This window comes from Massilia sp. DD77 (assembly GCF_036961685.1).
GTDB lineage: Bacteria > Pseudomonadota > Gammaproteobacteria > Burkholderiales > Burkholderiaceae_D > Telluria.
Map to the genome: position 1 here is coordinate 1 of NZ_JBAMDH010000013.1, position 25,952 is coordinate 25,952.

General features: G+C 65.6%; 27 protein-coding genes. 16 read left to right on the forward strand and 11 right to left on the reverse strand.

From position 1 onward, the window contains the following. From polA to V7778_RS09240, 4 genes are all read left to right on the forward strand, one after another. Positions 1-1,839 (forward strand): DNA polymerase I (polA, locus tag V7778_RS09225; RefSeq protein WP_335554251.1); only part of this gene is annotated, 1,839 nt, incomplete at its 5' end. A 318-nt stretch (positions 1,840-2,157) separates the two neighbouring features. Beyond that, the gene (locus tag V7778_RS09230) at positions 2,158-2,904 is read left to right on the forward strand and encodes a hypothetical protein (RefSeq protein ID WP_335554254.1); all 747 of its coding nucleotides are present in this window, start codon (positions 2,158-2,160) and stop codon (positions 2,902-2,904) included. A 77-nt stretch (positions 2,905-2,981) separates the two neighbouring features. Further along, positions 2,982-3,866 (forward strand): dienelactone hydrolase family protein, encoded by an 885-nt coding sequence (locus tag V7778_RS09235; protein ID WP_335554256.1) that lies wholly within the window; start codon positions 2,982-2,984, stop codon positions 3,864-3,866. A 114-nt stretch (positions 3,867-3,980) separates the two neighbouring features. Then, positions 3,981-4,718, forward strand: a complete 738-nt coding sequence (locus tag V7778_RS09240) for a ZIP family metal transporter (protein ID WP_335554259.1) — start codon at positions 3,981-3,983, stop codon at positions 4,716-4,718. A 162-nt stretch (positions 4,719-4,880) separates the two neighbouring features. Here the strand turns inward: V7778_RS09240 and V7778_RS09245 are convergent, their stop codons facing one another. Genes V7778_RS09245 through V7778_RS09255 form a run of 3 tightly spaced genes read right to left on the reverse strand, consistent with a single transcriptional unit; the run spans position 4,881 to position 7,778 of the window. Beyond that, positions 4,881-5,735 carry a sulfurtransferase gene (locus tag V7778_RS09245; RefSeq protein WP_335554262.1) on the reverse strand — a complete coding sequence of 285 codons (855 nt, stop codon included), beginning with the start codon at positions 5,733-5,735 and terminating at the stop codon, positions 4,881-4,883. A gap of 8 nt (positions 5,736-5,743) precedes the next feature. Next, positions 5,744-6,664: a DMT family transporter gene (locus tag V7778_RS09250; RefSeq protein WP_335554265.1), complete on the reverse strand. Its 921-nt coding sequence runs from the start codon at positions 6,662-6,664 to the stop codon at positions 5,744-5,746. A gap of 13 nt (positions 6,665-6,677) precedes the next feature. Next, positions 6,678-7,778 carry an aromatic ring-hydroxylating oxygenase subunit alpha gene (locus V7778_RS09255; RefSeq protein WP_335554268.1) on the reverse strand — a complete coding sequence of 367 codons (1,101 nt, stop codon included), beginning with the start codon at positions 7,776-7,778 and terminating at the stop codon, positions 6,678-6,680. A 341-nt stretch (positions 7,779-8,119) separates the two neighbouring features. On the opposite strand from V7778_RS09255, the gene V7778_RS09260 reads away from it, so the two are divergent. The 3 genes from V7778_RS09260 to dxs are packed head-to-tail and all read left to right on the forward strand — an operon-like array spanning position 8,120 to position 11,127. Further along, positions 8,120-8,368, forward strand: a complete 249-nt coding sequence (locus V7778_RS09260; RefSeq protein ID WP_211520173.1) for an exodeoxyribonuclease VII small subunit — start codon at positions 8,120-8,122, stop codon at positions 8,366-8,368. Next, the gene (locus tag V7778_RS09265; protein ID WP_335554271.1) at positions 8,365-9,258 is read left to right on the forward strand and encodes a polyprenyl synthetase family protein; all 894 of its coding nucleotides are present in this window, start codon (positions 8,365-8,367) and stop codon (positions 9,256-9,258) included. Before V7778_RS09260 ends, V7778_RS09265 begins: the two co-directional genes overlap by 4 nt. Next, positions 9,259-11,127 (forward strand): 1-deoxy-D-xylulose-5-phosphate synthase, encoded by a 1,869-nt coding sequence (gene dxs / locus V7778_RS09270; protein ID WP_335554273.1) that lies wholly within the window; start codon positions 9,259-9,261, stop codon positions 11,125-11,127. Positions 11,128-11,350: 223 nt separating this feature from the next. On the opposite strand, the gene V7778_RS09275 is transcribed toward dxs, so the two are convergent. Next, positions 11,351-12,049 carry a 2OG-Fe(II) oxygenase gene (locus V7778_RS09275; RefSeq protein ID WP_335554276.1) on the reverse strand — a complete coding sequence of 233 codons (699 nt, stop codon included), beginning with the start codon at positions 12,047-12,049 and terminating at the stop codon, positions 11,351-11,353. Between the two features lie 47 nt (positions 12,050-12,096). Next, the gene (locus V7778_RS09280) at positions 12,097-12,651 is read right to left on the reverse strand and encodes a cob(I)yrinic acid a,c-diamide adenosyltransferase (RefSeq protein ID WP_211520169.1); all 555 of its coding nucleotides are present in this window, start codon (positions 12,649-12,651) and stop codon (positions 12,097-12,099) included. A gap of 81 nt (positions 12,652-12,732) precedes the next feature. Here V7778_RS09280 and V7778_RS09285 point away from each other — a divergent pair, with 81 nt between their 5' ends. The 7 genes from V7778_RS09285 (at position 12,733) to V7778_RS09315 (ending at position 20,299) form a co-directional block, all read left to right on the forward strand. Next, positions 12,733-14,214, forward strand: coding sequence for an FAD-linked oxidase C-terminal domain-containing protein (locus tag V7778_RS09285; protein ID WP_335554280.1), 1,482 nt, complete (start codon positions 12,733-12,735; stop codon positions 14,212-14,214). Positions 14,215-14,223: 9 nt separating this feature from the next. Beyond that, on the forward strand, positions 14,224-15,279 hold the full coding sequence (gene glcE / locus V7778_RS09290) for a glycolate oxidase subunit GlcE (protein WP_335554283.1): 1,056 nt from the start codon (positions 14,224-14,226) through the stop codon (positions 15,277-15,279). Positions 15,280-15,282: 3 nt separating this feature from the next. Continuing rightward, positions 15,283-16,512: a glycolate oxidase subunit GlcF gene (gene glcF, locus V7778_RS09295; RefSeq protein WP_335554286.1), complete on the forward strand. Its 1,230-nt coding sequence runs from the start codon at positions 15,283-15,285 to the stop codon at positions 16,510-16,512. A 40-nt stretch (positions 16,513-16,552) separates the two neighbouring features. Further along, positions 16,553-16,867 carry a hypothetical protein gene (locus V7778_RS09300; protein WP_335554288.1) on the forward strand — a complete coding sequence of 105 codons (315 nt, stop codon included), beginning with the start codon at positions 16,553-16,555 and terminating at the stop codon, positions 16,865-16,867. A 118-nt stretch (positions 16,868-16,985) separates the two neighbouring features. Continuing rightward, the gene (locus V7778_RS09305) at positions 16,986-19,031 is read left to right on the forward strand and encodes a glycoside hydrolase family 97 protein (RefSeq protein ID WP_335554291.1); all 2,046 of its coding nucleotides are present in this window, start codon (positions 16,986-16,988) and stop codon (positions 19,029-19,031) included. Positions 19,032-19,139: 108 nt separating this feature from the next. Then, a complete protein-coding gene (locus V7778_RS09310) occupies positions 19,140-19,523 on the forward strand; it encodes a hypothetical protein (RefSeq protein WP_335554294.1) in 384 nt (127 codons plus the stop codon). 11 nt (positions 19,524-19,534) lie between these two features. Continuing rightward, positions 19,535-20,299 (forward strand): hypothetical protein, encoded by a 765-nt coding sequence (locus V7778_RS09315; RefSeq protein ID WP_335554297.1) that lies wholly within the window; start codon positions 19,535-19,537, stop codon positions 20,297-20,299. A 9-nt stretch (positions 20,300-20,308) separates the two neighbouring features. Here the strand turns inward: V7778_RS09315 and V7778_RS09320 are convergent, their stop codons facing one another. From V7778_RS09320 to V7778_RS09330, 3 genes are all read right to left on the reverse strand, one after another. Then, positions 20,309-20,797: a glutathione peroxidase gene (locus tag V7778_RS09320; RefSeq protein WP_335554300.1), complete on the reverse strand. Its 489-nt coding sequence runs from the start codon at positions 20,795-20,797 to the stop codon at positions 20,309-20,311. A 208-nt stretch (positions 20,798-21,005) separates the two neighbouring features. Beyond that, positions 21,006-22,142 carry a PilT/PilU family type 4a pilus ATPase gene (locus V7778_RS09325; RefSeq protein WP_335554303.1) on the reverse strand — a complete coding sequence of 379 codons (1,137 nt, stop codon included), beginning with the start codon at positions 22,140-22,142 and terminating at the stop codon, positions 21,006-21,008. 9 nt (positions 22,143-22,151) lie between these two features. Next, entirely contained in the window at positions 22,152-23,195 is a 1,044-nt protein-coding gene (locus tag V7778_RS09330) for a type IV pilus twitching motility protein PilT (protein ID WP_335554306.1), read from the reverse strand. Positions 23,196-23,267: 72 nt separating this feature from the next. On the opposite strand from V7778_RS09330, the gene V7778_RS09335 reads away from it, so the two are divergent. Together V7778_RS09335 and proC are read left to right on the forward strand one after the other, a co-directional pair. Beyond that, on the forward strand, positions 23,268-23,969 hold the full coding sequence (locus V7778_RS09335) for a YggS family pyridoxal phosphate-dependent enzyme (protein ID WP_335554308.1): 702 nt from the start codon (positions 23,268-23,270) through the stop codon (positions 23,967-23,969). 12 nt (positions 23,970-23,981) lie between these two features. Beyond that, on the forward strand, positions 23,982-24,794 hold the full coding sequence (gene proC, locus V7778_RS09340; protein WP_335554311.1) for a pyrroline-5-carboxylate reductase: 813 nt from the start codon (positions 23,982-23,984) through the stop codon (positions 24,792-24,794). Positions 24,795-24,979: 185 nt separating this feature from the next. Here the strand turns inward: proC and V7778_RS09345 are convergent, their stop codons facing one another. Genes V7778_RS09345 through V7778_RS09355 form a run of 3 tightly spaced genes read right to left on the reverse strand, consistent with a single transcriptional unit; the run spans position 24,980 to position 25,945 of the window. Then, a complete protein-coding gene (locus V7778_RS09345; protein WP_335554314.1) occupies positions 24,980-25,279 on the reverse strand; it encodes a hypothetical protein in 300 nt (99 codons plus the stop codon). Beyond that, positions 25,272-25,646, reverse strand: a complete 375-nt coding sequence (locus V7778_RS09350) for a phage holin family protein (protein ID WP_335554317.1) — start codon at positions 25,644-25,646, stop codon at positions 25,272-25,274. Before V7778_RS09350 ends, V7778_RS09345 begins: the two co-directional genes overlap by 8 nt. After that, positions 25,646-25,945, reverse strand: coding sequence for a DUF883 family protein (locus tag V7778_RS09355; RefSeq protein WP_335554320.1), 300 nt, complete (start codon positions 25,943-25,945; stop codon positions 25,646-25,648). Before V7778_RS09355 ends, V7778_RS09350 begins: the two co-directional genes overlap by 1 nt. Between the last annotated feature and the right edge of the window lie 7 nt (positions 25,946-25,952).

Genomic DNA, 25,952 nt, shown 5'->3' on the forward strand with positions numbered 1-25,952 from the left:
GCGAGCGGCCATCTGCCGGGCATGGCCGTGATCAAGGGCGAGTACGAGACCATCCTCACCGACGAGCAGCTCGACAAGTGGCTGGCCCTGGTCGACGCCGCCGAACTGACCTCGGTCGACACCGAGACCACCTCGCTCGACCCCCTGGCGGCCGAGATGGTCGGCATCTCGCTGTCGGTGGAAGCGGGCAAGGGCGCATATATCCCGGTGGCGCACCGCTATGCCGGCGCGCCCGACCAGCTCGCGCGCGAGCACGTGCTGGAGCGCATGCGTCCCTGGCTGGAGAATCCGGATAAACCCAAGCTCGGCCAGAACCTGAAGTACGACATGCACATCTTCGCCAACCACGGCGTCCAGCTGAAGGGCATCGTGCACGACACCTTGCTGCAGTCCTATGTCTTCGAGTCGCACAAGCCGCACGACATGGACACCATGGCCATGCGCCACCTGGGCTACACCACGATTCCCTACGTGGACGTGTGCGGCAAGGGCGCCAGCCAGATCTGCTTCGACCAGGTGGAACTGGCGCGCGCGACCGAATACGCGGGCGAGGATTCCGACATCACCCTGCGCCTGCACCAGGCCATGCTGGGCCACGTGGAAGCCGACCAGGGCCTGAGCTATATCTACCGCAAGATCGAGATGCCGACCATGGAAGTGCTGCAGAAGATCGAGCGCAACGGCGTCCTGATCGACAGCGCGCTGCTGGAAGTGCAGTCGTCCGAACTGGGCAAGCGCCTGCAGGAGCTGGAACAGCAGGCCTACGAATTGGCCGGCGGCCCCTTCAACCTGGGCTCGCCCAAGCAGATCGGCGAGATCTTCTTCGGCAAGCTCCAGCTCCCCGTCATCAAGAAGACCGCTACCGGCGCCCCCTCGACCGACGAAGAGGTGCTGCAGAAGCTGGCCGAGGACTACCCGCTGCCGAAGATCCTGCTCGAACACCGCGGCATGTCCAAGCTGAAGTCGACCTACACCGACAAGCTGCCCAAGATGGTCAACCCCAAGACCGGCCGGGTGCACACCAACTACGCGCAGGCGGTGGCGATCACCGGCCGCCTGTCCTCGAGCGAGCCGAACCTGCAGAACATCCCGGTGCGAACCGCGGAAGGGCGCCGCATCCGCGAAGCCTTCATCGCGGCGCCGGGCAACGTGATCGTGTCTGCCGACTACTCGCAGATCGAGCTGCGCATCATGGCGCACATCTCGGGCGACGCGGCGATGCTGAAAGCCTTCGCCGAAGGCGAGGACATCCACCGCGCCACCGCCGCCGAGATCTTCGGCATCCCTGCGGAAGAAGTGCAGGGCGAGCAGCGCCGCTACGCCAAGGTCATCAACTTCGGCCTGATCTACGGCATGAGCGCCTTCGGCCTGGCCCAGAACCTGGGCATCGAGCGCGGCGCGGCGGCCAGCTACATCGACCGCTATTTCGCGCGCTTCTCGGGCGTGAAGCAGTACATGGACGAGACCCGCCTGCAGGCCAAGGCGCGCGGCTACGTCGAGACCGTGTTCGGCCGCCGCCTGTGGCTCCCGGAAATCAACTCCCCGAACGGCCCGCGCCGCGCCGGCGCCGAGCGCGCCGCGATCAACGCGCCGATGCAGGGCACGGCGGCGGACCTGATCAAGCTGGCCATGATCGCGGTGCAGGGCTGGATCGAGACCGAGGGACTGGCGACCCGCATGATCATGCAGGTGCACGACGAGCTAGTGCTGGAGGTGCCCGAGGCCGAGCTGGAACTGGTGCGCGTCAAGCTTCCGGAGCTGATGGCGGGCGTGGCCAAGCTGAACGTGCCGCTGCTGGCGGAAACGGGCGTGGGCAAGAACTGGGAAGAGGCGCACTGATTGCCAAGCCTTCATTCGTGACCTTTGATCCGTCATACGCGCCACTGGCGCCTACGACTTCCCGCGAAGGCGGGAACCCAAGTTCGTTGAGCAGCCGCACTGCACGCGAGAGCTGCCGGCATGCACGCAAACTTAGGTTCCCGCCTTCGCGGGAATGACGAGGTGGAGGTAACTGTAGCAAAATCATCACCACCTCCTGCTCTTCTGTAAAGTCTGTAAGCAACTGTTTCAACGTGCGTTGTCGAACGCGAAATACCTTGCCTGGAATGCTAGGATGATCCCATCGGCCCGCCGAGGCGGCCAGCAAGGTATCCAGCCATGTCCAACACCCGATTCCGCCTCGTCCTGATCAGCGCCGCCATCGGCGCCGCCGTCCTCGTCGCCTGCCGCGGTGGCGGCGATGTCGCGTCGGCCGCTTCAGCGGCTACCCATGCCCCCAAACCGGTCCCCGCCGCCGGCGCCATCGCGGGCTTCGTCAGCACCGCGCTGCTGGGCCCCAGTGTGCAGGTCTCGGCGCAGCAGGACGGCGTCATCGTCGCCGCGGCGGCGCCCAACCCCGACACCGGCGAATTCGTCCTCTCGCGCCTGGCCCCGGGCCACTACGAGGTCGTGATCACCGCCGCCGACAGCGCGGCCAGCGTGGTCGCCGCGGTACCGGTCGCCTCCGCCAATTCCACGGTCCTGAGCACGGCCAGCGCGCCGATCATGCTCGCCCCGGGCAATACCGGTTCGATCGGCGGGAGGGTTAACCTGCAGCCCGCGATCGGCAAAGGCGCCACCGTGGCCGCCAGGCAGCGCCTCGCGGACGGTCCCACCGTCACCATCCAGGTCCAGGGCGCCGAGCCGGCGAGCGGCGCCTATACCCTGGCCAGCCTGCCCGTCGCGGCGCCCCAGTTGGCGACCTACAGCAAGCGCCTGCCGCTGGCATTCAGCGCCAGCAGCGCGGGCACGCCGGGGCGCTACACGCTGGAAGCCGCCGCCACGGGCTATGCGGCCAAGGTGGTCGACAAGGTGGACATCGCGATGGCGAACCGGTCCAGGGTGCATTTCACCTTGGTTCCCTAAACAGTCTGGAACCCAAGCGTGCGCCCCCGGGTCTTTGCTAAACTAGCAAGCCTGTCCAATGACTGAAGGGGGTGACCATGAAAGATCTCGTATCCGATGGCAGCAGCCTGGTGTCCGCCAGCGCGTTTGGCGACGGCGTCGACCGCCGCAACTTCCTGAAAGCGGCGGTGGGCAGCGGTTTCGCCGCCGCCTCGCTGCCCGTCGTCGCGCAGACGATGGTGCAGACCAGCCTTGACGGCCTGGACGCCGCCGACCACATCGTCGTCATCAACGGCCAGGACGTCCCGGTCTATCGCGCCCAGCCCAAGGACCGCACCAACCTGCCGGTGGTGCTGGTGATCTCCGAGATCTTCGGCGTGCACGAGTACATCAAGGACGTGGCGCGCCGCTTCGCCAAGGCCGGCTACATGGCCGTGGCGCCCGACCTGTTCGTGCGCCAGGGCGACGCGACCAAGGTCGCCAACATCGCCGACCTGATGCGCGACATCGTCTCGAAGACGCCGGACGCCCAGGTGATGTCCGACCTCGACACCGTGGTCAAGTGGACCAAGCAGCGCGGCGGCAACACCGACAAGCTGGGCATCACGGGCTTCTGCTGGGGCGGCCGCATCACCTGGCTGTACGCGGCGCACAATCCCAATGTGAAGGCCGGCGTGGCCTGGTACGGCCGCCTGGTGGGCGAGACCAACGCCAACCAGACCAGGCAGCCGATCGACGTCGCCCAGGCCCTCAAGGTGCCGGTGCTGGGCCTGTACGGCGCCAAGGACCAGGGCATCCCGCTGGAGTCGGTCGAACGCATGCGCAAGGCGCTCGCCTCGGGCAACAGCCGCTCGCAGATCCACGTCTATCCGAACGCGGGCCACGCCTTCCACGCCGACTACCGCCCCAGCTTCAACGCCGACGACGCCAAGGACGGCTGGAGCAAGGCGCTGAACTGGTTCTCGACCCACGGCGTGGCCTGATCTTGCACGGCCGCAGGCCGGGGACGGTACAATCTCCGGTTTGCGGTTGACCGCAAGACCAGAACAAGAGGCTTTCAAATCGATCCCATTCTCGGCTCCATCCTGCTGGCGACCATGGTCGCCGGCGTCCTCAGCATCACCGGGGCGGCCATTTTTTCGTTCGCGCTGCTCTCGAAGGTGGTGGAACGGATGGTCAGCCTGTCGGTGGGCATCATGCTGGCGACCTCGCTGCTGCACGCGCTGCCCAGCGCCTTCGAATCGGGCGCCGACCCGCGCAGCCTGTTCGCGACCCTGCTGGGGGGATTGCTGGCCTTCTTCGTGCTCGAGAAAATGGCGATCCTGCGCCATTCGCACCACCACGAGGGCGACGGCCACCACCATGCCCATGGCCACGACAAGCGCGAGGCCGGCAAGTCGGGCTGGATGATCCTGATCGGCGACGGGATGCACAACTTCACCGACGGCATCCTGATCGCGGCGGCCTTCCTGGCCAACCCCGAGCTGGGCATCGTGACCGCGCTGGCGATCGTCGCGCACGAGATCCCGCAGGAGATCGGCGACTTCATCGTGCTGCTGAACGCCGGTTTCTCGCGCCTGCGCGCTTATGTGTTCAACCTGCTGTGCAGCCTGATGTCGGTGGCGGGGGGGCTGCTGGGCTACTTCACGCTGGATAACGCGAGCGGCTTGATTCCGTATGTGCTGGTGTTCGCGTCATCGGGCTTCATCTATATCGCGGTGAGCGATCTGATGCCGCAGATGCAGAGGAGGGCGACCGTGCGGGAGTCGGTGCCGCAGGTGCTGCTGATTGTGATGGGGGTGGGGGTGGTGCTGGGGTTGAATCGCTTGGTTTAAGCGCTGGTGGCTGCGCTGCGTGAACTTGGGTCCCCGCCTTCGCGGGGATGACGGTGTTTCAGTTGCGGGCTACGCTCGTTAAATCGTTCAGCTGCTCAAGAACGTCATCCCCACGAAGGCCGGAACAATGCCACCGGCATTGTTCCGGCCAAGTTTGCGTGATCAGTCCGCGCCCTTGGCCACCGGCCGCGACGCATCCCCCACCCACTCGCTCCACGACCCCGGATACAGCGCCGCACCAGGCATCCCCGCCACTTCCAGCGCCAGCAGGTTATGGCAAGCCGTCACGCCCGAGCCGCACTGCATGATCGCCTTCGACGGATCCTCGATCACCCGCGAAAAATCCTCGCGCAGCTGCTCGGGCGCCTTGAAGCGCCCGTCCGCCTGCAGGTTGTCCTTGAAGAAGCGGTTGCGCGCGCCCGGGATATGTCCGCCGACCGGATCGATAGTCTCGTTCTCGCCGCGGAAGCGGTCCGCCGCGCGCGCATCGATGACGACGCGTTCGCCCTTGTCCAGGTTCTCCATCACCTCGAGCACGCTCACGGTCGGCACGAAGGGCGCGCGGATTGTGAAGCGCCCCGGCGCGCGCGCCGGCATGTCGCTCGTCAGCGGCTTGCCCAGCGACTGCCAGGCCGCCATGCCGCCGTCCAGCACCGCCACCGCCTCGTGGCCGAGCCAGCGCAGCATCCACCACAGGCGCGCGGCGTACATGCCGCCGTGCGCGTCGTAGGCCACGACCTGGGAGTCGTCGTTCACGCCCCAGCCGCGCAGGAGCTCGGCCAGCGCTTCCTTCTCGGGCAGCGGATGGCGGCCCAGGAACGCACCATCGGCGCCGTATTTGGACCCCGACAGCTCGGTTTCCATGTCGCCGAACACCGCGTTCGGCAGGTGGCCGATGGCATAGCCTTCGCGGCCGGCCGTCAGGTTCATCAGGTCGTGGCGGCAGTCCACCACGATCCAGTCCGGGTCGTCGATGTGGGCCGCCAGGTCGGCGGCGGTGATCAGGGTCTTGTACATGGCGCTCCTCAGGTTTCGCTGGCGATCGGATCGGTCTTTTCCTGTACGGCCCCACGGGCCGTCTTTTGCGTATTGTAGAACGTCGCGGCGATCCCGGAGGCGAGGATCACGGCGATGCCCAGCCACACATGCCAGTTGAAGCGGTCGCCCCACAGCGCCAGGCCCCACAGGCTGGAGAACACGATGCCGGTGTACTGCAGGTTGGCCACCACCAGCACCTTGCCCACGCGGTAGGCGCGCGTCATGGCCATCTGCGCCAGCAGGGCCGAGAAGCCGATCCCCAGCAGCAGGGCAGCACTGTAGGGCGTATGCGCATGGAAGAGCGCGTCCCGAGGGCCGTCGCCCAGCAGCGTGCCCGCCAGGCCGGCCAGGGTAGTGGTCAGCGAGAAGTAGAACACCACACGGTATTCCGGCTCGCCCATCTGGCCGAGCTTACGGACCTGCATGTAGGCCATGGCCGAGATCACCGAGGAGCACACGCCGGCCAGGCCGCCCAGCCATTGATTGCTTTCGACGGCCGGCTGCAGCACCAGGGTCACGCCGAGGAAGCTCATGGCGATCGCCAGCACCAGCGGCCATTCGGCGTGCTTGGTCCCGGTCCACCAGCCCATGGCGAACATCCAGGCGGCGATCCAGATCGGCGCCATGTAGTTGAGCGTGACGGCGGTGGCCAGCGGCAGGCGGGTAATGGCGAAGAACCACAGCCACAGCGAGGTGACCCCGACGACGCTGCGCCAGATGTGGGCCTTGGGGAAGGGAGTCTTGAAGGTGCCGCCCTGGTGGCGCACCATCAGCAGCAGCATGAGCGTGCCGATCACGCCGCGGTACATCAGGAGTTCGGAGGTGGAGTAGAACTCCGAGGCCAGCTTCACGCCCGCGCCCATGGCGGCGAACGCGAAGCTGGCGAACAACATCCAGAGAGAAGGCATTACATTCCTAGTTTTACAGCTCCAGCTTGCTGCGGTACCACTCGTGGAAATGCTGCATGCCGTCTTCCATCGGCGACTGGTAGGGGCCGACTTCGTTGACGCCGCGGTTCATCAGGATCTTGCGGCCCGCATCCATGCGCAGCGCGATCTCGTCGTCCTCGACCGCGGTTTCCATGTAGGCGGCGCGCTCGGCTTCGACGAACCCGCGCTCGAACAGCACGAACTCCTCGGGGTAGTAGAACTCGACAACGTTGCGGGTCTTCTGCGGACCGACCGGCCACAGGGTCGACACCACCAGCACGTTCGGATACCACTCGACCATGATGTTCGGATACAGGGTCAGCCAGATGGCGCCGTACTTCGGCGGCTGGCCGTTGTTGAACTTCAGGACCTGTTCCTGCCATTTTTTATAGGCGGGCGAGCCGGCCTTCTGCAGGGCGCGGTTCACGCCCACGGTCTGCACGCTGTAGTCGCGGCCGAATTCCCACTTCAGGTCGTCGCACGAGACGAAGTTGCCCAGGCCCGGATGGAAAGGCTCGACGTGGTAATCCTCCAGGTAGACCTCGATGAAGGTCTTCCAGTTGTAGTCGCACTCGTGGATCTCGACGTGGTCGAACATGTAGCCGCTGAAGTCGAGGTCCTTGGTCACCTCCATGTGCTTCAGCTTGTCCATCACGTCGTAGCCGTTCTGCTCGAACAGCAGGCCGTTCCAGTTCTGCAGCGGCGTCTTCGACAAATTCAGGCAGGGCGTTTCCGCGAAATGCGGCGCGCCGATCAGCTGGCCCTTCAGGTCGTAGGTCCAGCGGTGCAGCGGGCACACGATGTTGTTCGCGTTGCCGCGGCCATTGAACATCAGCGCCTGGCGGTGACGGCAGACGTTGGACAGGACTTCGATGCCGCCGGCGTTACGCACCAGCATGCGGCCTTCGTGTTCGGAAGCGAGCGTCGCGAAATCGCCGACTTCCGGCACCATCAATTCGTGACCGATATACCGCGGGCCCTTGTGAAACAGTTGCTGCATCTCGCGCTGCAGCAGCGCCTCGTCAAAGTAGACATTTACCGGAAGCTGAGCGCACGTACGCGCCAGTTTGGCGTGGGTAGCCAGATCGGACATCCCAACCCCCCTTTAATTTAAGCAGTACCAAAGAGAAGAAAGAATCCAAAGACCAGTATCTTGGTAAAAGGAATACGGTATTTCGGACAGAACCGGCGATTATACCGTGTAACAAGCTCTACAGTCTTGGGCCGGCGCGGGAATGTGGTGCATGGGTGCACAAAAATTGCCGGAAAGGCATTGTTTTCATGAGGGGAGAGGGGGAGTCGGCTAAAATATGGCCATGCAAACAAGTTGCGGATGGTGCAACGCGGACACCCGTCCGAGGGTGGATTGATCTAAAATACGCGATTGGACCGACCCATGGCGCACAACTGATGCCGCCTTCACGAAACAATTCTATGCCAAACACTACTACCGCCGCGCCTCCCGCATCCTTCGAGGAAGCCATGGCCGAGCTGGCCCAGTTGGTCACCCAGATGGAATCCGGCCAATTGCCGCTGGAAGCCTCGGTCGCGGCTTATGCGCGCGGCTCGGAGCTGGTGAAATACTGCGCCGCCCAGCTGGAAAAGGTCGAGGCCCAGGTCAAGGTGCTCGAAGGCGACATGCTCAAGCCCTTCTCCAGCGACGGCGACGAGGGAGCGCAATGACGGATCTGGCATTCACGGACTGGGTCCAGGACGTCCAGTCGGACGTCGAGCGCGCGCTCGAGACCTTCCTGCCCGAAGCGGCCTCGGTTCCCCACAAGCTGCACGAAGCGATGCGCTATACCGCCCTGGGCGGCGGCAAGCGCGTGCGCCCGCTGCTGGCCTACGCGAGCGGGGCGCTGTTCGGCGCCGACCGCCGCGCGCTGGCGCGCGTGGCCGCCGCGGTGGAGATGATCCACGTGTATTCGCTGGTCCACGACGACATGCCCTGCATGGACGACGACGCCCTGCGCCGCGGCAAGCCGACGGTCCACGTGGCCTACGACGAAGCGACCGCGCTGCTGGTCGGCGACGCCCTCCAGGCCCAGGCCTTCCAGGTGCTGGCCGAAGCCGACACCCTGCCGCCGGCCCGCCTGGTGGGCATGCTGCGCCTGCTGGCCGAAGCCGCGGGTTCGGCCGGCATGTGCGGCGGCCAGGCGATCGATCTGGACAGCGTCGGCCTGGCGCTCACGCGCGAGGAACTCGAGCGCATGCACCAGCTCAAGACCGGCGCCATGCTGCGCGTCTCGGTGATCCTGGGCGCCATGGCGGGCCGCGACCTGGAGCCGCGCGAGCTGGAAGCGCTGGCCACCTATTCGAAGGCGATCGGCCTGGCCTTCCAGGTGGTCGACGACGTGCTGGACGCGACGGCCGATTCGGCCACCCTCGGCAAGACCGCCGGCAAGGATGCCGCCGACAACAAGCCGACCTATGTGTCGATCCTCGGGCTGGAGCCGTCGCGGGCCCTGGCCGAGCAATTGCGGCGCGAAGCGCATGAGGCGCTGGCGCCATTCGGAGAACAAGCACTGCGGCTGCGCGAACTCGCGGACCTGATCGTGCAGCGGAAGGCCTAAATGAAACTGCTAGAAACCATCAACGACCCGTCCGACCTGCGCCAGCTACCGCGCACGCAGCTGACGCCGCTCGCCCACGAACTGCGCCAGTTCCTGCTCGACTCGGTCTCGAAGACCGGCGGCCACCTGTCGTCCAACCTGGGCACGGTCGAGCTGACCATCGCGCTGCACTACGTGTTCAACACCCCGCGCGACCGCATCGTGTGGGACGTGGGCCACCAGACCTATTCGCACAAGATCCTGACCGGCCGCCGCGAGCGCATGCCCAGCCTGCGCCAGCTGAACGGCCTGTCGGGCTTCCCGAAGCGCGACGAGAGCGAGTACGACACCTTCGGCACCGCCCACTCGTCGACCTCGATCTCGGCGGCCCTGGGCATGGCCCAGGCGGCCAAGCTGAAGGGCGAGGACCGCCACGCGATCGCCGTGATCGGCGACGGCTCCATGACCGCCGGCATGGCCTTCGAGGCCCTGAACAACGCGGGCGTGGAAGACGACATCAACCTGCTGGTGATCCTGAACGACAACGACATGTCGATCTCGCCGCCGGTGGGGGCGCTGAACCGCTACCTGGCGCGCCTGATGAGCGGCCAGTTCTATGCCGCCGCCAAGAACGTCGGCCGCAGCGTGCTGCCGGCGCCGATGCTGGACCTGGCGCGCAAGCTCGAGGAACATGCCAAGGGCATGGTGGTCCCGGCCACGATGTTCGAGGAATTCGGCTTCAACTACATCGGCCCGATCGACGGCCACGACCTGGAGTCCCTGATCCCGACCCTGGAGAACATCAAGAAGCTCAAGGGCCCGCAGTTCCTGCACGTGGTGACCAAGAAGGGCCAGGGCTACAAGCTGGCCGAGGCCGAGCCGATCCTGTACCACGGCACCGGCAAGTTCAACCCGCTCGAGGGCATCAAGCCGTCCGGCGCGCCGAGCAAGATCACCTACACCGAAGTGTTCGGCAACTGGCTGTGCGACATGGCGGCCGTGGACAAGCGCCTGGTCGGCATCACGCCGGCGATGCGCGAAGGCTCGGGCATGGTGCGCTTCCACCAGGAATACCCGGCGCGCTACTTCGACGTCGGCATCGCCGAGCAGCACTCGGTGACCTTCGCCGCCGGCATCGCCACCGAAGGCCTGAAGCCGGTCGTGGCGATCTACTCGACCTTCCTGCAGCGCGCCTACGACCAGCTGATCCACGACGTGGCGCTGCAGAACCTGGACGTGACCTTCGCGCTCGACCGCGCGGGCCTGGTGGGCGCCGACGGCGCGACCCACGCCGGCAACTACGACCTGGCCTACCTGCGCTGCATCCCGAACATGGTGGTGATGGCCGCCTCGGACGAGAACGAGTGCCGCCAGATGCTGACCACCGCCTACCACTTCCCGGGCCCGGCCGCGGTGCGCTATCCGCGCGGCGCGGGCGTGGGCGCGGCGATCCAGCCCGAGCTGACCTCGATCGAGATCGGCAAGGGCGTGGTGCGCCGCGAAGGCAAGGACATCGCGATCCTGGCCTTCGGCTCGATGGTGGCGCCGAGCCTGGCGGCCGGCGAGGAACTGAACGCCACGGTTGCCAACATGCGCTTCGTGAAGCCGCTCGACGTCGAGCTGGTCAAGCGCCTGGCGAAGGACCACGCCTGCATCGTGACGGTGGAAGAGGGCTGCATCATGGGCGGCGCCGGCGCGGCTGTCGCGGAAGCGCTGGCGGCGGAAGGCCTGGCCAAGCCGATATTGATGCTGGGCTTGCCGGACAAGTTCATCGACCAGGGCGATCCGGCGGCGCTGCTCGCCTCGGTGGGGCTGGATGCCAAGGGGATTGCGGCGTCGATCCGCCAGCGCTTCGCGGGTGGGGAGCCGAGGCTGGTGGTGAATAACTGAGAACTAAGCGTCCAGATGCAAAAAGGGGTTCCTGCGCAAGCGGAACCCCTTTTTTGGTTTCTTTAAGTGTTACCCTCCGCCCGTCATTCCCGCGAAGGCGGGAACCTAAGTTCTTATCCGAAGTCGGCTAGGTTGGATTGATCGGCACCGCTGGCAAACTTGGGTCCCCGCCTGCGCGGGGATGACGTGCTGGAGGTAACGGAAGAAATCCGGTCTAGGCTGTTCAAGGCTTCCCAAACAGCGTCTCCGCCCGCTGATACAAAATCCACGACGTCGCAATATACTTGTCCCCGCTCTTGGGCACATGCCCCTTGTGCGTATGCGTGAACCCCGCCGGTGCAATCACCAGGCGGCCCTTCTTCGGCGCTACCTTGCGCCCCTGGTACAGGAACTCGGTCTCGCCGCCTTCGTCCACGTCGTTCAGGTAGAACTGCCACAGCAGCACCCGGTGCAAGGTCTCGCAGGACGCGTTCTGCGGGTAGATCTCGGAATGCCAGTGGTGGTAGCCGCCCGTGCCCTTCAGGTACTTCTGCAGGTTGACGCTGCCCGGGCGGTAGAGCGTCTGCATCAGCTCCTCGATGTGCGGCTTGCCCACCTGGTCGAAGTTCTCCATCGACAACACGGTCGGCTTGCCGGTCTCCGGATGGGCCAGGGACGGGGACAGCGATCCCATCACCAGCATGCGGTAGCGGTCGATGTAGTCCTCCAGGTGGCGCGACATGGTCTGCAGCAGCATGCCGGTCGCGTCGTTCCATTCGGGGAACTGGCTGATCGTGATGTCGTAGCTGTCCTTCTTTTCCACGTCCACGCCCATGCCGGTGCGCCCGCGGCCCACCTTGTCGCTGGCGTCGAAGCGCGCCACCAGGGCGTCGCATTGCTCGGGGCTCAGGGCGCCGTCATACACTCCGATGAAGTCTTCCACTGCTGCCGTCTCCGTTCTGTATTTTTATGGCGAATGTTTATCGTCGATCAGCCGCGCTTGCGCTCGTGCTGCCACAGCACGTCCGCGCCGCCGGCGAAGCGGTTCAGCACGCGCGCCAGCACGAACATCAGGTCCGACAGGCGGTTCACGTATTGACGCGGGTGGGCGTGGATCTGCTCGGCCTTGGACAGCGCCACGATGGCGCGCTCGGCGCGGCGGCACACGGTGCGGCACACGTGGGCCGTGGAGGCGGCGCGCGAGCCGGCCGGCAGGATGAATTCCTTCAGGACCGGCAGGTCGGCGTTGTACTTCTCGAGCAGGCCGTCCAGGCGCGCCACGTGCTCTTCCTTGATCATCTGGTAGCCCGGGATGCACAGCTCGCCGCCCAGGTCGAACAGGTCGTGCTGGATCGAGACCAGCTCTTCGCGCAGCTCGGCCGGCATGTCCTCGCACAGCAGCAGGCCGACGAACGAGTTCAGCTCGTCGACCTCGCCGAGCGCATGGATGCGCGCGCTGTCCTTGCCGGTGCGGCTGCCGTCGCCCAGGCCGGTGCTGCCGTCGTCGCCGGTACGCGTCGCGATTTTTGAAAGTCGGTTGCCCATGATGTTGTGTAATGTAGAGTGTTAAAAAAACGATAGGCCGAGCATACGACAAAACGTGCCAAATGTGCTTACAATCTGAGCATGTCCGCCCACCACTTTCCTCACGCCGAACGACGCCGGCAGGTCGCCAGTGCGCTACGTGCGCGGCTTCCCGAAGGCCGCGTGCTGTCCGATCCCGAAGACACCCGCCCCTACGAATGCGACGGCCTGGCCGCCTACCGCCAGCTCCCGCTGATCGTGACCTTGCCGACCAGCGAAGCCGAGGTGCTGGCGATCCTGCAGGTCTGCCGCGAACTCAATGTGCCGATCGTCCCGCGCGGCGCCGGTACCGGCCTGTCGGGAGGGGCGCTGCCGATCGCCGACGGGGTGGTGATCTCGACCGCGCGCATGAACCGCATCGAGCGCGTCGACGCGTATTCGCGCACCGCCGTCGTGCAGCCGGGCGTGCGCAACCTGGCGATTTCCGAAGCGGCCGCGCCCTACGGCCTGTACTACGCGCCCGACCCGTCCTCGCAGATCGCCTGCACCATCGGCGGCAACGTGGCCGAGAACTCGGGCGGCGTGCACTGCCTCAAATATGGCCTGACCGTGCACAACGTGCTGCGCGTGCGCGTGGCCACCATCGATGGCGAGATCGTCGAGCTGGGCGGCGACTGCCTGGACGCGCCCGGCCTGGACCTGCTGGCCGTCTTCATCGGCTCCGAAGGCATGCTCGGCATCGTCCTCGAGGTCACCGTCAAGCTGGTGCCGAAACCGGCCGTGGCCCAGGTCATCATGGCCTCCTTCGACGACGTGGTCACCGCCGGCAATGCGGTCGCCAACGTGATCGCGGCCGGCATCATCCCGGCCGGGCTGGAGATGATGGACCGCACCTCGGTGCGTATGGTCGAGCCTTTCGTGAAGGCAGGCTACGACCTGGACGCCGCCGCCATCCTGCTGTGCGAGGCCGACGGCACCGCGCTCGAGGTGGCCGAGGAAATCGAGCGCATGAGTACCGTGCTGCAGGGCGCGGGCGCTACCGCCATCGCCGTGTCGCAGAGCGAGGCCGAGCGGGTGCGCTTCTGGTCCGGGCGCAAGAACGCCTTCCCGGCGGCGGGCCGCATCTCGCCGGACTACTACTGCATGGACGGCACCATCCCGCGCAAGCAGCTGGCGCGGGTGCTGTCGGATATCGAAAACATGGAGCAGACCTTCGGCCTGCGCTGCGCCAACGTCTTCCACGCGGGCGACGGCAACATGCACCCCTTGATTTTGTTCGACGCCAACCAGCCGGGCGAATTCGAGCGCGCCGAGGCATTCGGGGCCGCGATCCTGGCGCTGTGCGTGGAAGTGGGCGGCACCATCACCGGCGAACACGGGGTGGGCATGGAGAAGATCAATTCGATGTGCGTGCAGTTCGGCCGCAAGGAGCTGGACGCTTTCTTCGAGGTCAAGCGCGCCTTCGATCCGCCCATGCTGCTCAATCCGGATAAAGCGATACCCACGCCGCACCGCTGCGCCGAATTCGGCAAGCTGCACGTCCATGGCGGCGCGCTGCCTTTCCCTGATTTACCGCGTTTTTAAGAGCATCCCATGCAGTCGATCGAACAATTACAGGAACGCGTGCGGGCAGCGGCGGCCCATGGCCGGACGCTGCGCATCCGCGGCGGCGGCACCAAGGACTGGTATGGCCAGCGCCTGGAGGGGGAGATCCTCGATACGCGCGGCCACGCCGGCATCGTCGATTACGAACCCACGGAACTGGTCATCACCGCGCGCTGCGGCACGCCGCTGCGCGAGATCGAGGCCGCGCTGGCCGAGCGCAGCCAGATGCTGGCCTTCGAGCCGCCGCACTTCGGCGAGGACGCCACCTTCGGCGGCGCGATCGCGGCCGGCCTGTCCGGACCGCGCCGCTCGTCCAGCGGCGCCGTGCGCGACTTCGTGCTGGGCGCCAAGCTGCTGGACGGGAAGGGCGACGTCCTGTCCTTCGGCGGCCAGGTCATGAAGAACGTGGCCGGCTACGACGTCTCGCGCCTGCTGGCGGGCTCGCTCGGCACCTTGGGCGTGCTGCTCGAGATGTCCGTGAAGGTGCTGCCGCGTCCCTTCGCCGAGACCACGCTGCGTTTCCGCATGGGCGAGATCGACGCCATCCGCAAGCTCAACGAATGGGGCGGCCAGCCGCTGCCGGTGGCCAGCAGCTGCTGGCACGACGGCGTGCTGGCACTGCGCCTGTCCGGCGCCCAGGCGGCGGTCGACGCCGCCGTGCGCTCGCTGGGCGGCGAAGTGATGCCGGATTGCGGGCCGTTCTGGGCCAGCCTGCGCGAACAGCGCCATCCCTTCTTCGCGGGCGAAGGCGCCTTGTGGCGCCTGTCGGTGCCGCCGACCCTTGGGGCGATCGTGCTCGGCGGCGCCCAACTGATCGAGTGGGGCGGGGCCCAGCGCTGGCTGCGCGCGGACGGCGATGCCGCCACTGCCGCGTCCATCCGCCGTACCGTGAGCGCCTGCGGCGGCCACGCCACCCTGTTCCGCGGCGGCGACAAGGGAGTGGGCGTGTTCCAGCCCCTGCAGCCGGCGCTGGCCCGGATCCACGAACGCCTGAAGGCCTCTTTCGATCCGTCGAACGTGTTCAACCCGGGACGGATGTACTAAGCCATGCAAACCAATCTCGCCGATTTCATCAAGGGCACGCGCGATGGCGACGAAGCCGAAGCGATCCTGCGCGCCTGCGTGCATTGCGGCTTCTGCACCGCCACCTGCCCGACCTACCAGCTGCTGGGCGACGAGCTCGATGGCCCGCGCGGCCGCATCTACCTGATCAAGCAGGTGCTGGAAGGGGCCGAGCCCACCCGCAAGACCCAGCTGCACCTGGACCGCTGCCTTACCTGCCGCAACTGCGAAACCACCTGTCCTTCGGGCGTGAAGTATGGCCGCCTGGTCGACATCGGCCGCCGTGTGGTCGAGGAACGCGTGGCGCGTCCGCTGCAGGACCGCATCAAGCGCACCACGCTCAAGGAATTCCTGCCGCGCACCAGCCTGTTCACGCCCGCTTTCAAGGCGGGGCAACTGGCCCGGCCGCTGCTGTCGAGAGACCTGCAGGACAAGCTGCAGCCGGCGCGCGGAGCAGGGCGCTGGCCGACGCGCACGCATGCGCGCAAGATGCTGGTGCTGGACGGCTGCGTGCAGCCCGCGATGGCGCCCAACATCAACGCGGCCACCGCGCGCGTGCTCGACGCACTTGGAGTCCAGCTCATCAAAGCACCGAAGGCCGGCTGCTGCGGCGCGGTGCGCTACCACCTGAACGACCAGGCCGGCGGCCTGGACGACATGCGGCGCAACATCGACGCCTGGTGGCCCTATGTGGAGCAGATGGAGCAGGTGGAGGCCATCGTCATGACCGCCTCGGGCTGCGGCGTCACGGTCAAGGAATACGGCCACCTGCTGGCGCACGACGCGGCCTATGCGGCCAAGGCGCAGCGCATCTCGGCGCTGACCAAGGACCTGTCCGAGATCCTGCCGCCCTTCCAGGACGAGCTGGCGGCAAAGCTCAAAGGCCGCATCGGCAAGCGCGTGGCCTACCACCCGCCTTGCACTCTGCAGCATGGCCAGCAGATCCGCGGCAAGGTCGAGGGCGTGCTGCACGCGGCCGGCGTCGACGTGGTGCTGTGCGGCGACAACCACCTGTGCTGCGGCTCGGCCGGCACCTATTCGGTGCTGCACCCCGAGATCGCGCACGAACTGCGCGACCGCAAGCTGGCCAGCCTGGCGGCCACGGGGGCCGAGGAGATCGTCTCCGCCAACATCGGCTGCCTGACCCATCTGCAGTCCGGCACCGACACCCCGGTCACGCACTGGATCGAACTGCTCGACCGCGCCCTGGCATGAAGAGTGGTAGCATCGCGCGCTGTTTCGAAAGGATGCGATGATGAGTTTTGTGTTCCAGCTCCTGCGCGAGGACGAAGGCATGCCGCCCGCGGTCGTCTTCGAGGACAGCACCAGTCCCGGCTTCGTGCCCTTGTGGGAAGAAATCGGCGTGTACGACGCCCTGTACAACAGCGACGGCAAGCGCGCGCGCGAGGTTTCGCGCGCGGTCGCCTTCGGCGTCGACCGCGCCAGCCAGGAAGCCGCGCTCACGCAGCTGCTGCCCGCCGGCCTGACGCTGGAGGAAGCGGTGCGCTTCCTGGAAAACGTCCACCGTGGCTGTACCACCCATCCGGTGGCCGAAGTAAAGACACGATAAAGCAACGCTCTCCCTTGTGTTGGTAGTTGAGTTACACCTTTTGTCTTATCATCGAAGCACATCTACCTAAGGACAGGTAGTTTTGCTACTTCATCGAATAAGAACTGGAGACTACCGCATGCACCTGCGCCGCATCGCCGCCATCCTGGCGGCTTCCTTCACGCTCGGCCTGCCCGCATGGGCGCAACAGCTCATCGCCAGCGCCACATCGCCCGACCAGCTGATCGGCGTCGAGGTACAGGTCGACGGCGGGGGCAAGCTCGGCTATACGGTCAAGCGGCGCGGCAAGGAAGTCATTGGCCTGTCGCGCCTCGGCTTCAACCTGGCCAATGCGCAAAAACTCGACGGCGGCTTCAGCCTGCGCGAACAGAAGCTCAGCGAGCATGACGGCACCTGGGAACAGCCCTGGGGCGAGCGCCAGTTCGTGCGCAACCGCTACCGCGAACTGCGCGTCGCGGTCGAGCAGAAGAACAAGGGCAATCGCCGCCTCGACATCGTGTTCCGCATCTACGACGACGGCATCGGCTTCCGCTACGAATTCCCGGCCCAGCCCCAGCTGCGCAATGTCGAGATCCTCGACGAGCTGACCGAATTCACGGTTGCCCAGCCGGCCACCGCCTGGTGGATTCCGGCCGGCGAGCTGCCCGGGCTGGAAGAAGAGGTGCGCAAGGCGCCGCTGAAGGAAATCGGCATCGCCAACACGCCATTGACGCTGCGCCTGGACGACGGCACCCATATCGCCTTCCACGAAGCGGCGCTGGTCGACTACGCCTCCATGTGGCTGCGCAAGGTCGACGGCCAGAAGCTGCGCGCCATGCTCGCGCCCTCGTCCTACGGCCCGGCCGTGGTGAGGCAGGGCGCCTTCACCACGCCCTGGCGCACGGTGCAGATCGCCGACAGCGCGGCCGGCCTGGCCATGTCGGACCTGATCCTCAACCTGAACGAACCGAACAAGCTGGGCGACGTCTCCTGGGTCAAGCCGTCGAAGTTCGTCGGCGTGTGGTGGGAAATGCACCTGCAGAGCGGTACCTGGAACGCCGGTCCCAAGCATGCCGCCAACACCGCCAATACGAAGCGCTACATCGACTTCGCCGCGAAGAACGGCTTCCGCGGCGTGCTGGTCGAGGGCTGGAACCAGGGTTGGGAAAGCGACTGGGGCCATGGCGGCGCGGACTTCAGCTTCACCAGATCCTATCCCGACTTCGACCTGCCCGGCCTGGCCGCCTACGCGAAATCGAAGGGCGTGCGCCTGATCGGCCACCACGAGACCGGCGCCAACGTGCCGGCCTACGAAAAGCAGATGGACGCGGCCTACAAGCTGTATGCCAAGCACGGCGTCGACAGCGTCAAGTCGGGCTATGTGCACGAGGCGGGCAGCGCCCTGTTCACGGGCCGCGACGGCAAGCCGCGCTACGGCCACTACGATTCGCAGGACGGCGTGCGCCACTTCCTGAAGGCGGTGACGGAAGCCGCCAAGTACCGCATCGCCATCGACACCCATGAACCGGTCAAGGACACCGGCCTGCGCCGCACCTATCCGAACTGGATGACGCGCGAAGGTGCGCGCGGTGTCGAGTACAACGCCTGGGGCAACCCGCCCAACAGCGTCGACCACGAGGCCAAGCTGGTGTTCACCCGCATGCTGAGCGGGCCGATGGACTATACACCGGGCGTGGTGAACCTGGTGGGGGCGGACGGAAAGGTGTTCAACTCGACCCAGGCCAAGCAGCTGGCCAACTTCGTGGTGATCTATTCGCCGCTGGTGATGGCGGCTGACTTGCCGGAGAACTACGAGAAGTACCCGGCGGCCTTCAAGTTCATCCGCGACGTGCCGACCGACTGGGCCGATACGCGTGTCCTGAATGGCGAAGTGGGCGAGTTCGTGACGATCGCGCGCAAGGCCAGGGGTTCGCAGGACTGGTACCTGGGCGCCGTCACCGACGGCCAGGCGCGCTCCCTGGTGCTGCCGCTGGGCTTCCTGGAGCAGGGCAAGCGCTACACGGCCGAGATCTACCGCGACGGCGACGGGGCCGACTACCGCACCGAGCGGCGCTTCGACCTGGTGACCGAGACCAGGACCGTCACGTCGGGCGACACGCTGCAGCTGAAGCTGGCGCCGGGCGGGGGGCAGGCGATCCGCTTCTCGCCGCAGGATCGGAAATAAACCGCAAAATTCGATGCGGCGGTGATTATTCGAGCGTTTTGCAGCACTGCGTTCTGGCATTATCCTGCGCCGGACCGCTTTGGCGGAAACTTGCAAACGAAAGATCGAATGTCTGACGAACCACTCAAGCATTGGGCCGCAATCATCACCGCGGCCGCGAAGGATCATCTTGGCCTGATTGCGCTGGCGCTTCTGGTCATCTGTTTCCTCACTTACCGAGCCATGGGGATCCATAAGGAAAGAAAGAAGCCCTTATGGATCTACTTGGCTGGCCTCACGAGCACCTTGCTCATTGCTCTGCTGGCGTTGACGTACAGCCGTCCTGAGCCCATCAAGCAAGCTGCGCCAGTACAGCTCGCGCCTCCCCCCGCACCTGCCCCCGATATCGTTGTCAACGGCTCGCAAAGCACCACTGGCGACCAGAGCCCGGCAATCGGCAGCATGAGCGGCGGCGCCATCAACTACACGTCCGCGCCGAAGGAGCAGCGATGAAGGTAAAGACAATGAGCAGCATTGCAACTGCTTTCTTGTGTATGGCCGCAAACGGCGCGCCAGCACAGACCTCATCCGGCGCCCAAAGCCCTGCGATCGGGCATAACGCGGGTACGATCAATTACTACAACAACTACCAGGTGAAGCGTCCGGTATCGTCGAAGCTGAATTCGCTGGAAAGGAAGCGGGAGGCCCTGTTAATGGCCGAGAATCCCACCGTGCTTGAGCTTACCGGCATCGAGTGGACAAAATGGTTCGGCGACGGCGAACCTTACCTGACCGTGCATCTGTCGAACAGGTCGAAACTGCCCGCCTTGAATGTCCAGGTCGACGCCTTGAACAAGGAGACGGGAGCGACAATCGCATCGCTCAAGCCTTTTTCGTTCCCGAAGAGTTACACCATGAAGATCTTGGCGGATCAAAAGATCAATATTTCTGCCGGTGCCGGATGGGGATGGCCGCTGGCTCCTCTCCGCAGCGTCGAGAAAATCATTGGCAGCGACTGCATTACCGGTGGCGGTCTCGATTTCGACAACACTCCCGTGCATCTCGCGGACTCCAAAGGTGTCCCGTCGGGTCTGACAATCGCTTACAACCAGCAGGCGATTTATCTGCGCGTCAGCTATGAAACAATTTTTGAAGAAAAGATCAGTTTCACAAAGTCCGTCGTCATCGACAGCGCTCCGCGTTCGCAAACGCATGTTCGCGAACGGGGGAGCGCCCGCGCCGTGCCCTTGCGATGTGTTGGCTCGCCACCCGGTTTCACGGTCGGGTGATAGCGGCGATCAGGTTGCCGCGGCCAGCAGCTTCTCGATATCCCCGCTGATCTCTTCCGGTTTGGTCTGCGGCGCGTAGCGCTTGACCACCTTGCCGTCCTTGCCGACCAGGAATTTGGTGAAGTTCCACTTGATGCCCTCGGTGCCCAGCACGCCGGGGGCTTCGCCCTTCAAGTGCTTGTAGAGCGGGTGGGCGTTGTCGCCGTTGACCTCGATCTTGGCGAACATCGGGAAGCTGACGCCGTAGTTCTTCTCGCAGAAGGCGCCGATCTCCGCTTCGCTGCCCGGTTCCTGCTTGCCGAACTGGTTACAGGGGAAGCCCAGCACGGCCAGGCCCTGGCCGGCGTAGCGGCGGTGCAGCTCTTCCAGGCCCTTGTATTGGGGGGTGAAGCCGCAGGCGCTGGCGGTGTTTACGATGAGCATGACCTTGCCGCGGTAAGCGGCGAGGTCGACGGGCTGTCCGTCCAGGGAGGTGGCCTGGAAATCGTGGGCGGTCATGGTCGTCTCCATCTTGTTTTAAAAGAGGGAGTGTATGACACGGGGGGAATGTTTGCTTTGGGGCGGTTCGGGCAAACTTGGGTCCCCGCCTGCGCGGGGATGACGTGTAGAGGTAGCGGACTACGACGACTGTGACGGACTGCTGCTCTTGAAGGTCATCCCCGCGAAGGCGGGGACCCAGGTTGACCATCCTCGAGCAGCGACGGTATCAAACCAGACCAAGCGATTCCGTCCCCGCCGAAAAATCCCGCTCCTTCGCATGCTTGCTATTGAGCTTGATGTTCAGCCGCAGGTCGTTCACCGAATCCGCATTGCGCAGCGCATCCTCGTAGGTGATCTTGTCCGCCTCGTAGAGGTCGAACAGCGCCTGGTCGAAGGTCTGCATGCCCAGCTCGCGCGACTTCTTCATGATCTCCTTGATCTCATGGACGTCGCCCTTGAAGATCAGGTCCGAGATCAGCGGGGAATTCAGCAGGATCTCCATCGCCACCACGCGGCCCTTGGCTTCCTTCTTCGGAATCAGGCGCTGCGAGATCAGGCCCTTCATGTTGAGCGACAGGTCCATCAGCAGCTGCTGGCGGCGCTCTTCCGGGAAGAAGTTGATGATGCGGTCGAGCGCCTGGTTGGCGCTGTTGGCGTGCAGGGTGGCCAGGCACAGGTGGCCGGTCTCGGCGAAGGCGATCGCGTGTTCCATGGTCTCGCGGTCGCGGATCTCGCCGATCTGGATCACGTCCGGCGCCTGGCGCAGCGAGTTCTTGAGCGCGGCCTCGAAGCTGTCGGTGTCCACGCCCACCTCGCGCTGGGTGATCACGCAGTTACGGTGCGGGTGCACGAACTCCACCGGGTCTTCGATGGTGATGATGTGGCCGTAGCTGTTCTCGTTGCGGTAGCCCACCATCGCCGCCAGGGTCGTCGATTTGCCCGAACCGGTAGCGCCCACCATGATGACCAGGCCGCGCTTGGTCATGATCACGTCCTTCAGGGTCTCCGGCAGGTCGAGGTCCTCGAACTTGGGGATGGTGGTCGTGATCACGCGCAGCACCATGCCCACGGCGCCCATCTGCATGAAGGCCGAGACGCGGAAGCGCCCCAGGTCGCCCGGGCTGATCGCGAAATTCGATTCCTTGGTCAGCTCGAAGCCGGCCGCCTGCTTGTCGTTCATGATGGCGCGGGCCAGGTCGGCGGTGTGCGTGCCGCTCAGCGCCTGGTTCGACACCGGCGTCATCTTGCCGTCGATCTTCATCGCCGGCGGGAAGCCGGCCGTGATGAACAGGTCCGAGCCGCCTTTCGCCGTCATCAGGCGCAGCAGGTCGAACATGAATTTGGATGCCTGGTCGCGTTCCATCGCCACTCCTTAGCCTGGGAAGTTTTCCGGAATCTTCGCGGCGGCGCGGGCCGCGGCGCTGGAGATCACGTTGCGGCGCACCAGGTCGGTCAGGTTCTGGTCCAGGGTCTGCATGCCGACGCTGCTGCCGGTCTGGATCGCCGAGTACATCTGCGCGATCTTCGCTTCGCGGATCAGGTTGCGGATCGCCGGGGTGCCGAGCATGATCTCGTGCGCGGCCACGCGGCCCGAGCCGTCCTTGGTCTTGAGCAGGGTCTGCGAGATCACGGCCTGCAGCGATTCGGACAGCATCGCGCGCACCATTTCTTTTTCCTCGGCCGGGAACACGTCGACGATACGGTCGATGGTCTTGGCGGCCGACGAGGTGTGCAGGGTGCCGAACACCAGGTGGCCGGTCTCGGCCGCCGACAGCGCCAGGCGGATGGTTTCCAGGTCGCGCAGCTCGCCCACCAGGATCGCGTCCGGGTCTTCGCGCAGCGCCGAGCGCAGCGCGTTGTTGAAGGACAGGGTGTGCGGGCCGACTTCGCGCTGGTTGATCAGGCACTTCTTCGGTTCGTGCACGAATTCGATCGGGTCCTCGATGGTGAGGATGTGACCGAGCTCGTTTTCGTTCAGGTGGTTGACCATCGCCGCCAGGGTGGTCGACTTGCCCGAACCGGTCGGACCGGTCACCAGCACCAGGCCGCGCGGCTTGAGCGCCAGCTCGGCGAAGATCTTCGGCGCGTTCAGTTCTTCCAGCGACAGGATCTTGGAGGGAATCGTCCGCAGCACCGCGGCGGCGCCGCGTTCCTGGTTGAAGGCGTTGACGCGGAAGCGCGCCAGGCCGGGAATCGCGAACGAGAAGTCGCACTCCAGCACTTCCTCGTACTGCTTGCGCTGGCCGTCGTTCATGATGTCATAGATCATGCCGTGCACGTCCTTGTGCTCCAGCGCGGGCAGGTTAATGCGGCGCACGTCGCCGTGCACGCGGATCATCGGCGGCAGGCCGGACGAGAGGTGCAGGTCCGAGGCTTTGTTCTTGACCGAGAAGGCGAGGAGTTCCGAGATGTCCATTTATAATCCCTGTGCCGTATGGAAGCGGGACGCTTCGCGACGACTGAAAAATATTTCCTATAGAAAATCATTATGTCCATAATCGCCGAGAACTTGCAAGCTGTCGAAGCGACAATCGCGGGCGCTGCGCAGGCGGCAAACCGGCCTCGTTCGAGCATCCAATTGCTGGCCGTGTCGAAGACCTTCCCAGCGGAAGCGGTACTGGAAGCGATGGCGGCGGGGCAGCAGGCCTTCGGCGAAAACTATCTGCAGGAAGCGCTCGACAAGATCGATCTCGTCGCGCGCGCGCAACCTGGGGCGGCCGTCGAGTGGCATTTCATCGGCCCGATCCAGAGCAATAAGACAAGACCGATCGCGGCCAGCTTCGACTGGGTGCACACGGTCGAGCGCCTGAAGATCGCGCAGCGCCTGTCCGAGCAGCGGCCGCCGGAACGCGGTCCGCTCAATGTCTGCATCCAGGTCAACATCAGCGGCGAAGCCAGCAAGAGCGGCGCGCACGAGGACGAGACGCCCGAGCTGGCGCGCCAGGTCGCGCAGCTGCCGAACCTGCGCCTGCGCGGCTTGATGGCGATCCCGGAACCGGAGACCGACCCGGCGCTGCAGCGCGCAGCCTTCGCGCGCCTGCGTGTGCTGGCCGAACGCCTGCGCGCCGACGGCCTGGCGCTCGACACCCTGTCGATGGGCATGTCGGGCGACATGCAGGCAGCCATCATGGAAGGCGCGACCATCGTGCGCATCGGCAGCGCCATCTTCGGCGCCCGCCACTACGAATAAACAAGGACAAAGATGAAGATTGCGTTTATCGGCGGCGGCAACATGGCCACGGCCCTGATCGCCGGCCTGGCCGGACAACTGACCGAAGCCGGCCGCCTGCATGTGGTGGACCCCAACGCCGAGGCCCTGGCGCGCCTGGCGCAGCAGTACGGCGTGAGCACCGCGCCCGCCATCGACGCCCAGGTGGCGGACGTGCAGGTCGTGGTGCTGGCGGTGAAGCCGCAGCAGATGCGCGAGGTGGCGGCCAGCCTGGCGCCGCACCTGAGCGGCCAGCTGCTGCTGTCGATCGCGGCCGGCATCCGCATCGCCGACCTGTCGCGCTGGCTGGGCGGCTATGGCGCCATCGTGCGTTCGATGCCGAACACGCCGGCGCTGATCGGCATGGGCATCACCGGCATGGTGGCCCAGGGCGGCGTGAACGCGGCCCAGCGCGAGGCGGCCGACCAGGTGATGCGCGCGGTCGGCAAGACCGTGTGGCTGGATGACGAAGCGCAGATCGATCCGGTGACGGCGGTGTCGGGCAGCGGGCCGGCCTATGTGTTCTACTTCCTCGAGGCGATGCAGCAGGCGGCGCTGGAGATGGGCCTGAGCGCCGAGCAGGGCAGGGAGCTGGCGCTGGCCACCTTCACCGGCGCGGCGCAGCTGGCGGCGCAGTCAGGCGATCCGGTCGAAGTGCTGCGGCAGCGCGTGACGTCGAAGGGCGGGACGACGCATGCGGCGATTACCAGCATGGAGGCTGCGGACGTGAAAGGCGCGATCGTGGAAGCGATGAAGGCGGCTGCGGCGCGGGGGCGGGAGCTGGGGGAAGAACTAGGAAAAGATTGAAGTGTTGCCGGCGAGCCGGCAAGAGAGGGTAACTTGGGTCCCCGCCTCCGCGGGGAGTCATTGCCTCCAGTGGAGGGAATGACGTGCTGAAGGAGCGGACTAGGACAGCGTTATCTGCCACCACCCTTTGATACGTCATCCCCGCGAAGGCGGGGACCCAAGTTCACAAGCAGACCACCAAAACTTCAGTGCACCTCAAACCCCTTCCACCTCAGCACCGGCAACATGCGCTGCGCAAACTTGTACAGCGACACCCCGGCCGTCACCACGCCAACCGCCCACTTGGGTTTGGTAGCCAGAAAACCCGCCGCCACCCCCGCCACGATCAGCGCGGTCTTCTTGTGCTCGCTGACATAAGCCGGCACCACCCCCAGCGTCTCGGGCGATTTCAGTACCGCGAATTCGTGCGCGACGACGGCGCGCTGGGCCGCGCACTCCGCCACCAGTGCCGTACGACGCGCAGCCAGTTCCTGGGCATTAGCCATCGACCTGCTCTCCTTTCGCCAACCCGACGTCCTTGCGCAGCTCGGCCAGGGTGGCCCCTAGCAGCGGCGGACGCGCCGCCAGGCCACCGCGCAGCTTCATGACCGCGAAGCCGCAGCCCAGCGCGAACAGCAGCGTCATGCCGCCCACCGCCAGCAGGCGGTGGGTGTCCCAGAACAGCACCAGCACGAACAGCACGGCCAGCGCCAGGGCGCCCAGCGCCAGCACCGCGGCGGCCAGCGCCCAGGCGAGGTAGCCGAACAGGCGCTGGGTTTCCTCTTGCAGCTCGACCGCGGCCAGCTCGAGGCGCGTGCGCGCCATGGCCAGCACGGTGGTCCCGATCCGGCCTACGGCTGCGGAAATACTCATTACTTACGGGCGATCAGCATGCCGACCACGACGCCGACCGCCGCGCCCAGGCCCACCGATTTCCATGGGTTTTCCTTGACGTACTCGTCGGTCGCCTTGGCGGCGTCGACCACGGTTTCCTGGTAGTGGGCCAGGCCGGCCTTGGCGCTGGCCAGGGTCGTTTCGAACTTGGCCTTGAGCTCCTCGCCGCCCAGGGCGCCGCCGTTGCGCAGCCAGGCTTCGGCGTCATGGATCACGGTCTTCAGGTCGGTGACCAGTTGTTCGCGGGTACCGGTTTGGGTAGGGATCTTGTCAATCATGGTAAGC

Coding starts and splice junctions, on each gene's coding strand:
- V7778_RS09345 (WP_335554314.1), bottom strand. CDS start 25,279: ATGGCTAATGCCCAGGAACTGGCTGCGCGTCGTACGGCACTGGTGGCG.
- V7778_RS09240 (WP_335554259.1), top strand. CDS start 3,981: ATGGTCGCCGGCGTCCTCAGCATCACCGGGGCGGCCATTTTTTCGTTC.
- V7778_RS09250 (WP_335554265.1), bottom strand. CDS start 6,664: ATGCCTTCTCTCTGGATGTTGTTCGCCAGCTTCGCGTTCGCCGCCATG.
- V7778_RS09280 (WP_211520169.1), bottom strand. CDS start 12,651: ATGGGCAACCGACTTTCAAAAATCGCGACGCGTACCGGCGACGACGGC.
- V7778_RS09305 (WP_335554291.1), top strand. CDS start 16,986: ATGCACCTGCGCCGCATCGCCGCCATCCTGGCGGCTTCCTTCACGCTC.
- V7778_RS09335 (WP_335554308.1), top strand. CDS start 23,268: ATGTCCATAATCGCCGAGAACTTGCAAGCTGTCGAAGCGACAATCGCG.
- glcF (WP_335554286.1), top strand. CDS start 15,283: ATGCAAACCAATCTCGCCGATTTCATCAAGGGCACGCGCGATGGCGAC.
- V7778_RS09245 (WP_335554262.1), bottom strand. CDS start 5,735: ATGTACAAGACCCTGATCACCGCCGCCGACCTGGCGGCCCACATCGAC.
- V7778_RS09350 (WP_335554317.1), bottom strand. CDS start 25,646: ATGAGTATTTCCGCAGCCGTAGGCCGGATCGGGACCACCGTGCTGGCC.
- V7778_RS09300 (WP_335554288.1), top strand. CDS start 16,553: ATGAGTTTTGTGTTCCAGCTCCTGCGCGAGGACGAAGGCATGCCGCCC.
- V7778_RS09255 (WP_335554268.1), bottom strand. CDS start 7,778: ATGTCCGATCTGGCTACCCACGCCAAACTGGCGCGTACGTGCGCTCAG.
- V7778_RS09265 (WP_335554271.1), top strand. CDS start 8,365: ATGACGGATCTGGCATTCACGGACTGGGTCCAGGACGTCCAGTCGGAC.
- V7778_RS09310 (WP_335554294.1), top strand. CDS start 19,140: ATGTCTGACGAACCACTCAAGCATTGGGCCGCAATCATCACCGCGGCC.
- V7778_RS09330 (WP_335554306.1), bottom strand. CDS start 23,195: ATGGACATCTCGGAACTCCTCGCCTTCTCGGTCAAGAACAAAGCCTCG.
- V7778_RS09315 (WP_335554297.1), top strand. CDS start 19,535: ATGAGCAGCATTGCAACTGCTTTCTTGTGTATGGCCGCAAACGGCGCG.
- V7778_RS09320 (WP_335554300.1), bottom strand. CDS start 20,797: ATGACCGCCCACGATTTCCAGGCCACCTCCCTGGACGGACAGCCCGTC.
- V7778_RS09230 (WP_335554254.1), top strand. CDS start 2,158: ATGTCCAACACCCGATTCCGCCTCGTCCTGATCAGCGCCGCCATCGGC.
- V7778_RS09355 (WP_335554320.1), bottom strand. CDS start 25,945: ATGATTGACAAGATCCCTACCCAAACCGGTACCCGCGAACAACTGGTC.
- dxs (WP_335554273.1), top strand. CDS start 9,259: ATGAAACTGCTAGAAACCATCAACGACCCGTCCGACCTGCGCCAGCTA.
- V7778_RS09235 (WP_335554256.1), top strand. CDS start 2,982: ATGAAAGATCTCGTATCCGATGGCAGCAGCCTGGTGTCCGCCAGCGCG.
- glcE (WP_335554283.1), top strand. CDS start 14,224: ATGCAGTCGATCGAACAATTACAGGAACGCGTGCGGGCAGCGGCGGCC.
- V7778_RS09285 (WP_335554280.1), top strand. CDS start 12,733: ATGTCCGCCCACCACTTTCCTCACGCCGAACGACGCCGGCAGGTCGCC.
- V7778_RS09260 (WP_211520173.1), top strand. CDS start 8,120: ATGCCAAACACTACTACCGCCGCGCCTCCCGCATCCTTCGAGGAAGCC.
- proC (WP_335554311.1), top strand. CDS start 23,982: ATGAAGATTGCGTTTATCGGCGGCGGCAACATGGCCACGGCCCTGATC.
- V7778_RS09325 (WP_335554303.1), bottom strand. CDS start 22,142: ATGGAACGCGACCAGGCATCCAAATTCATGTTCGACCTGCTGCGCCTG.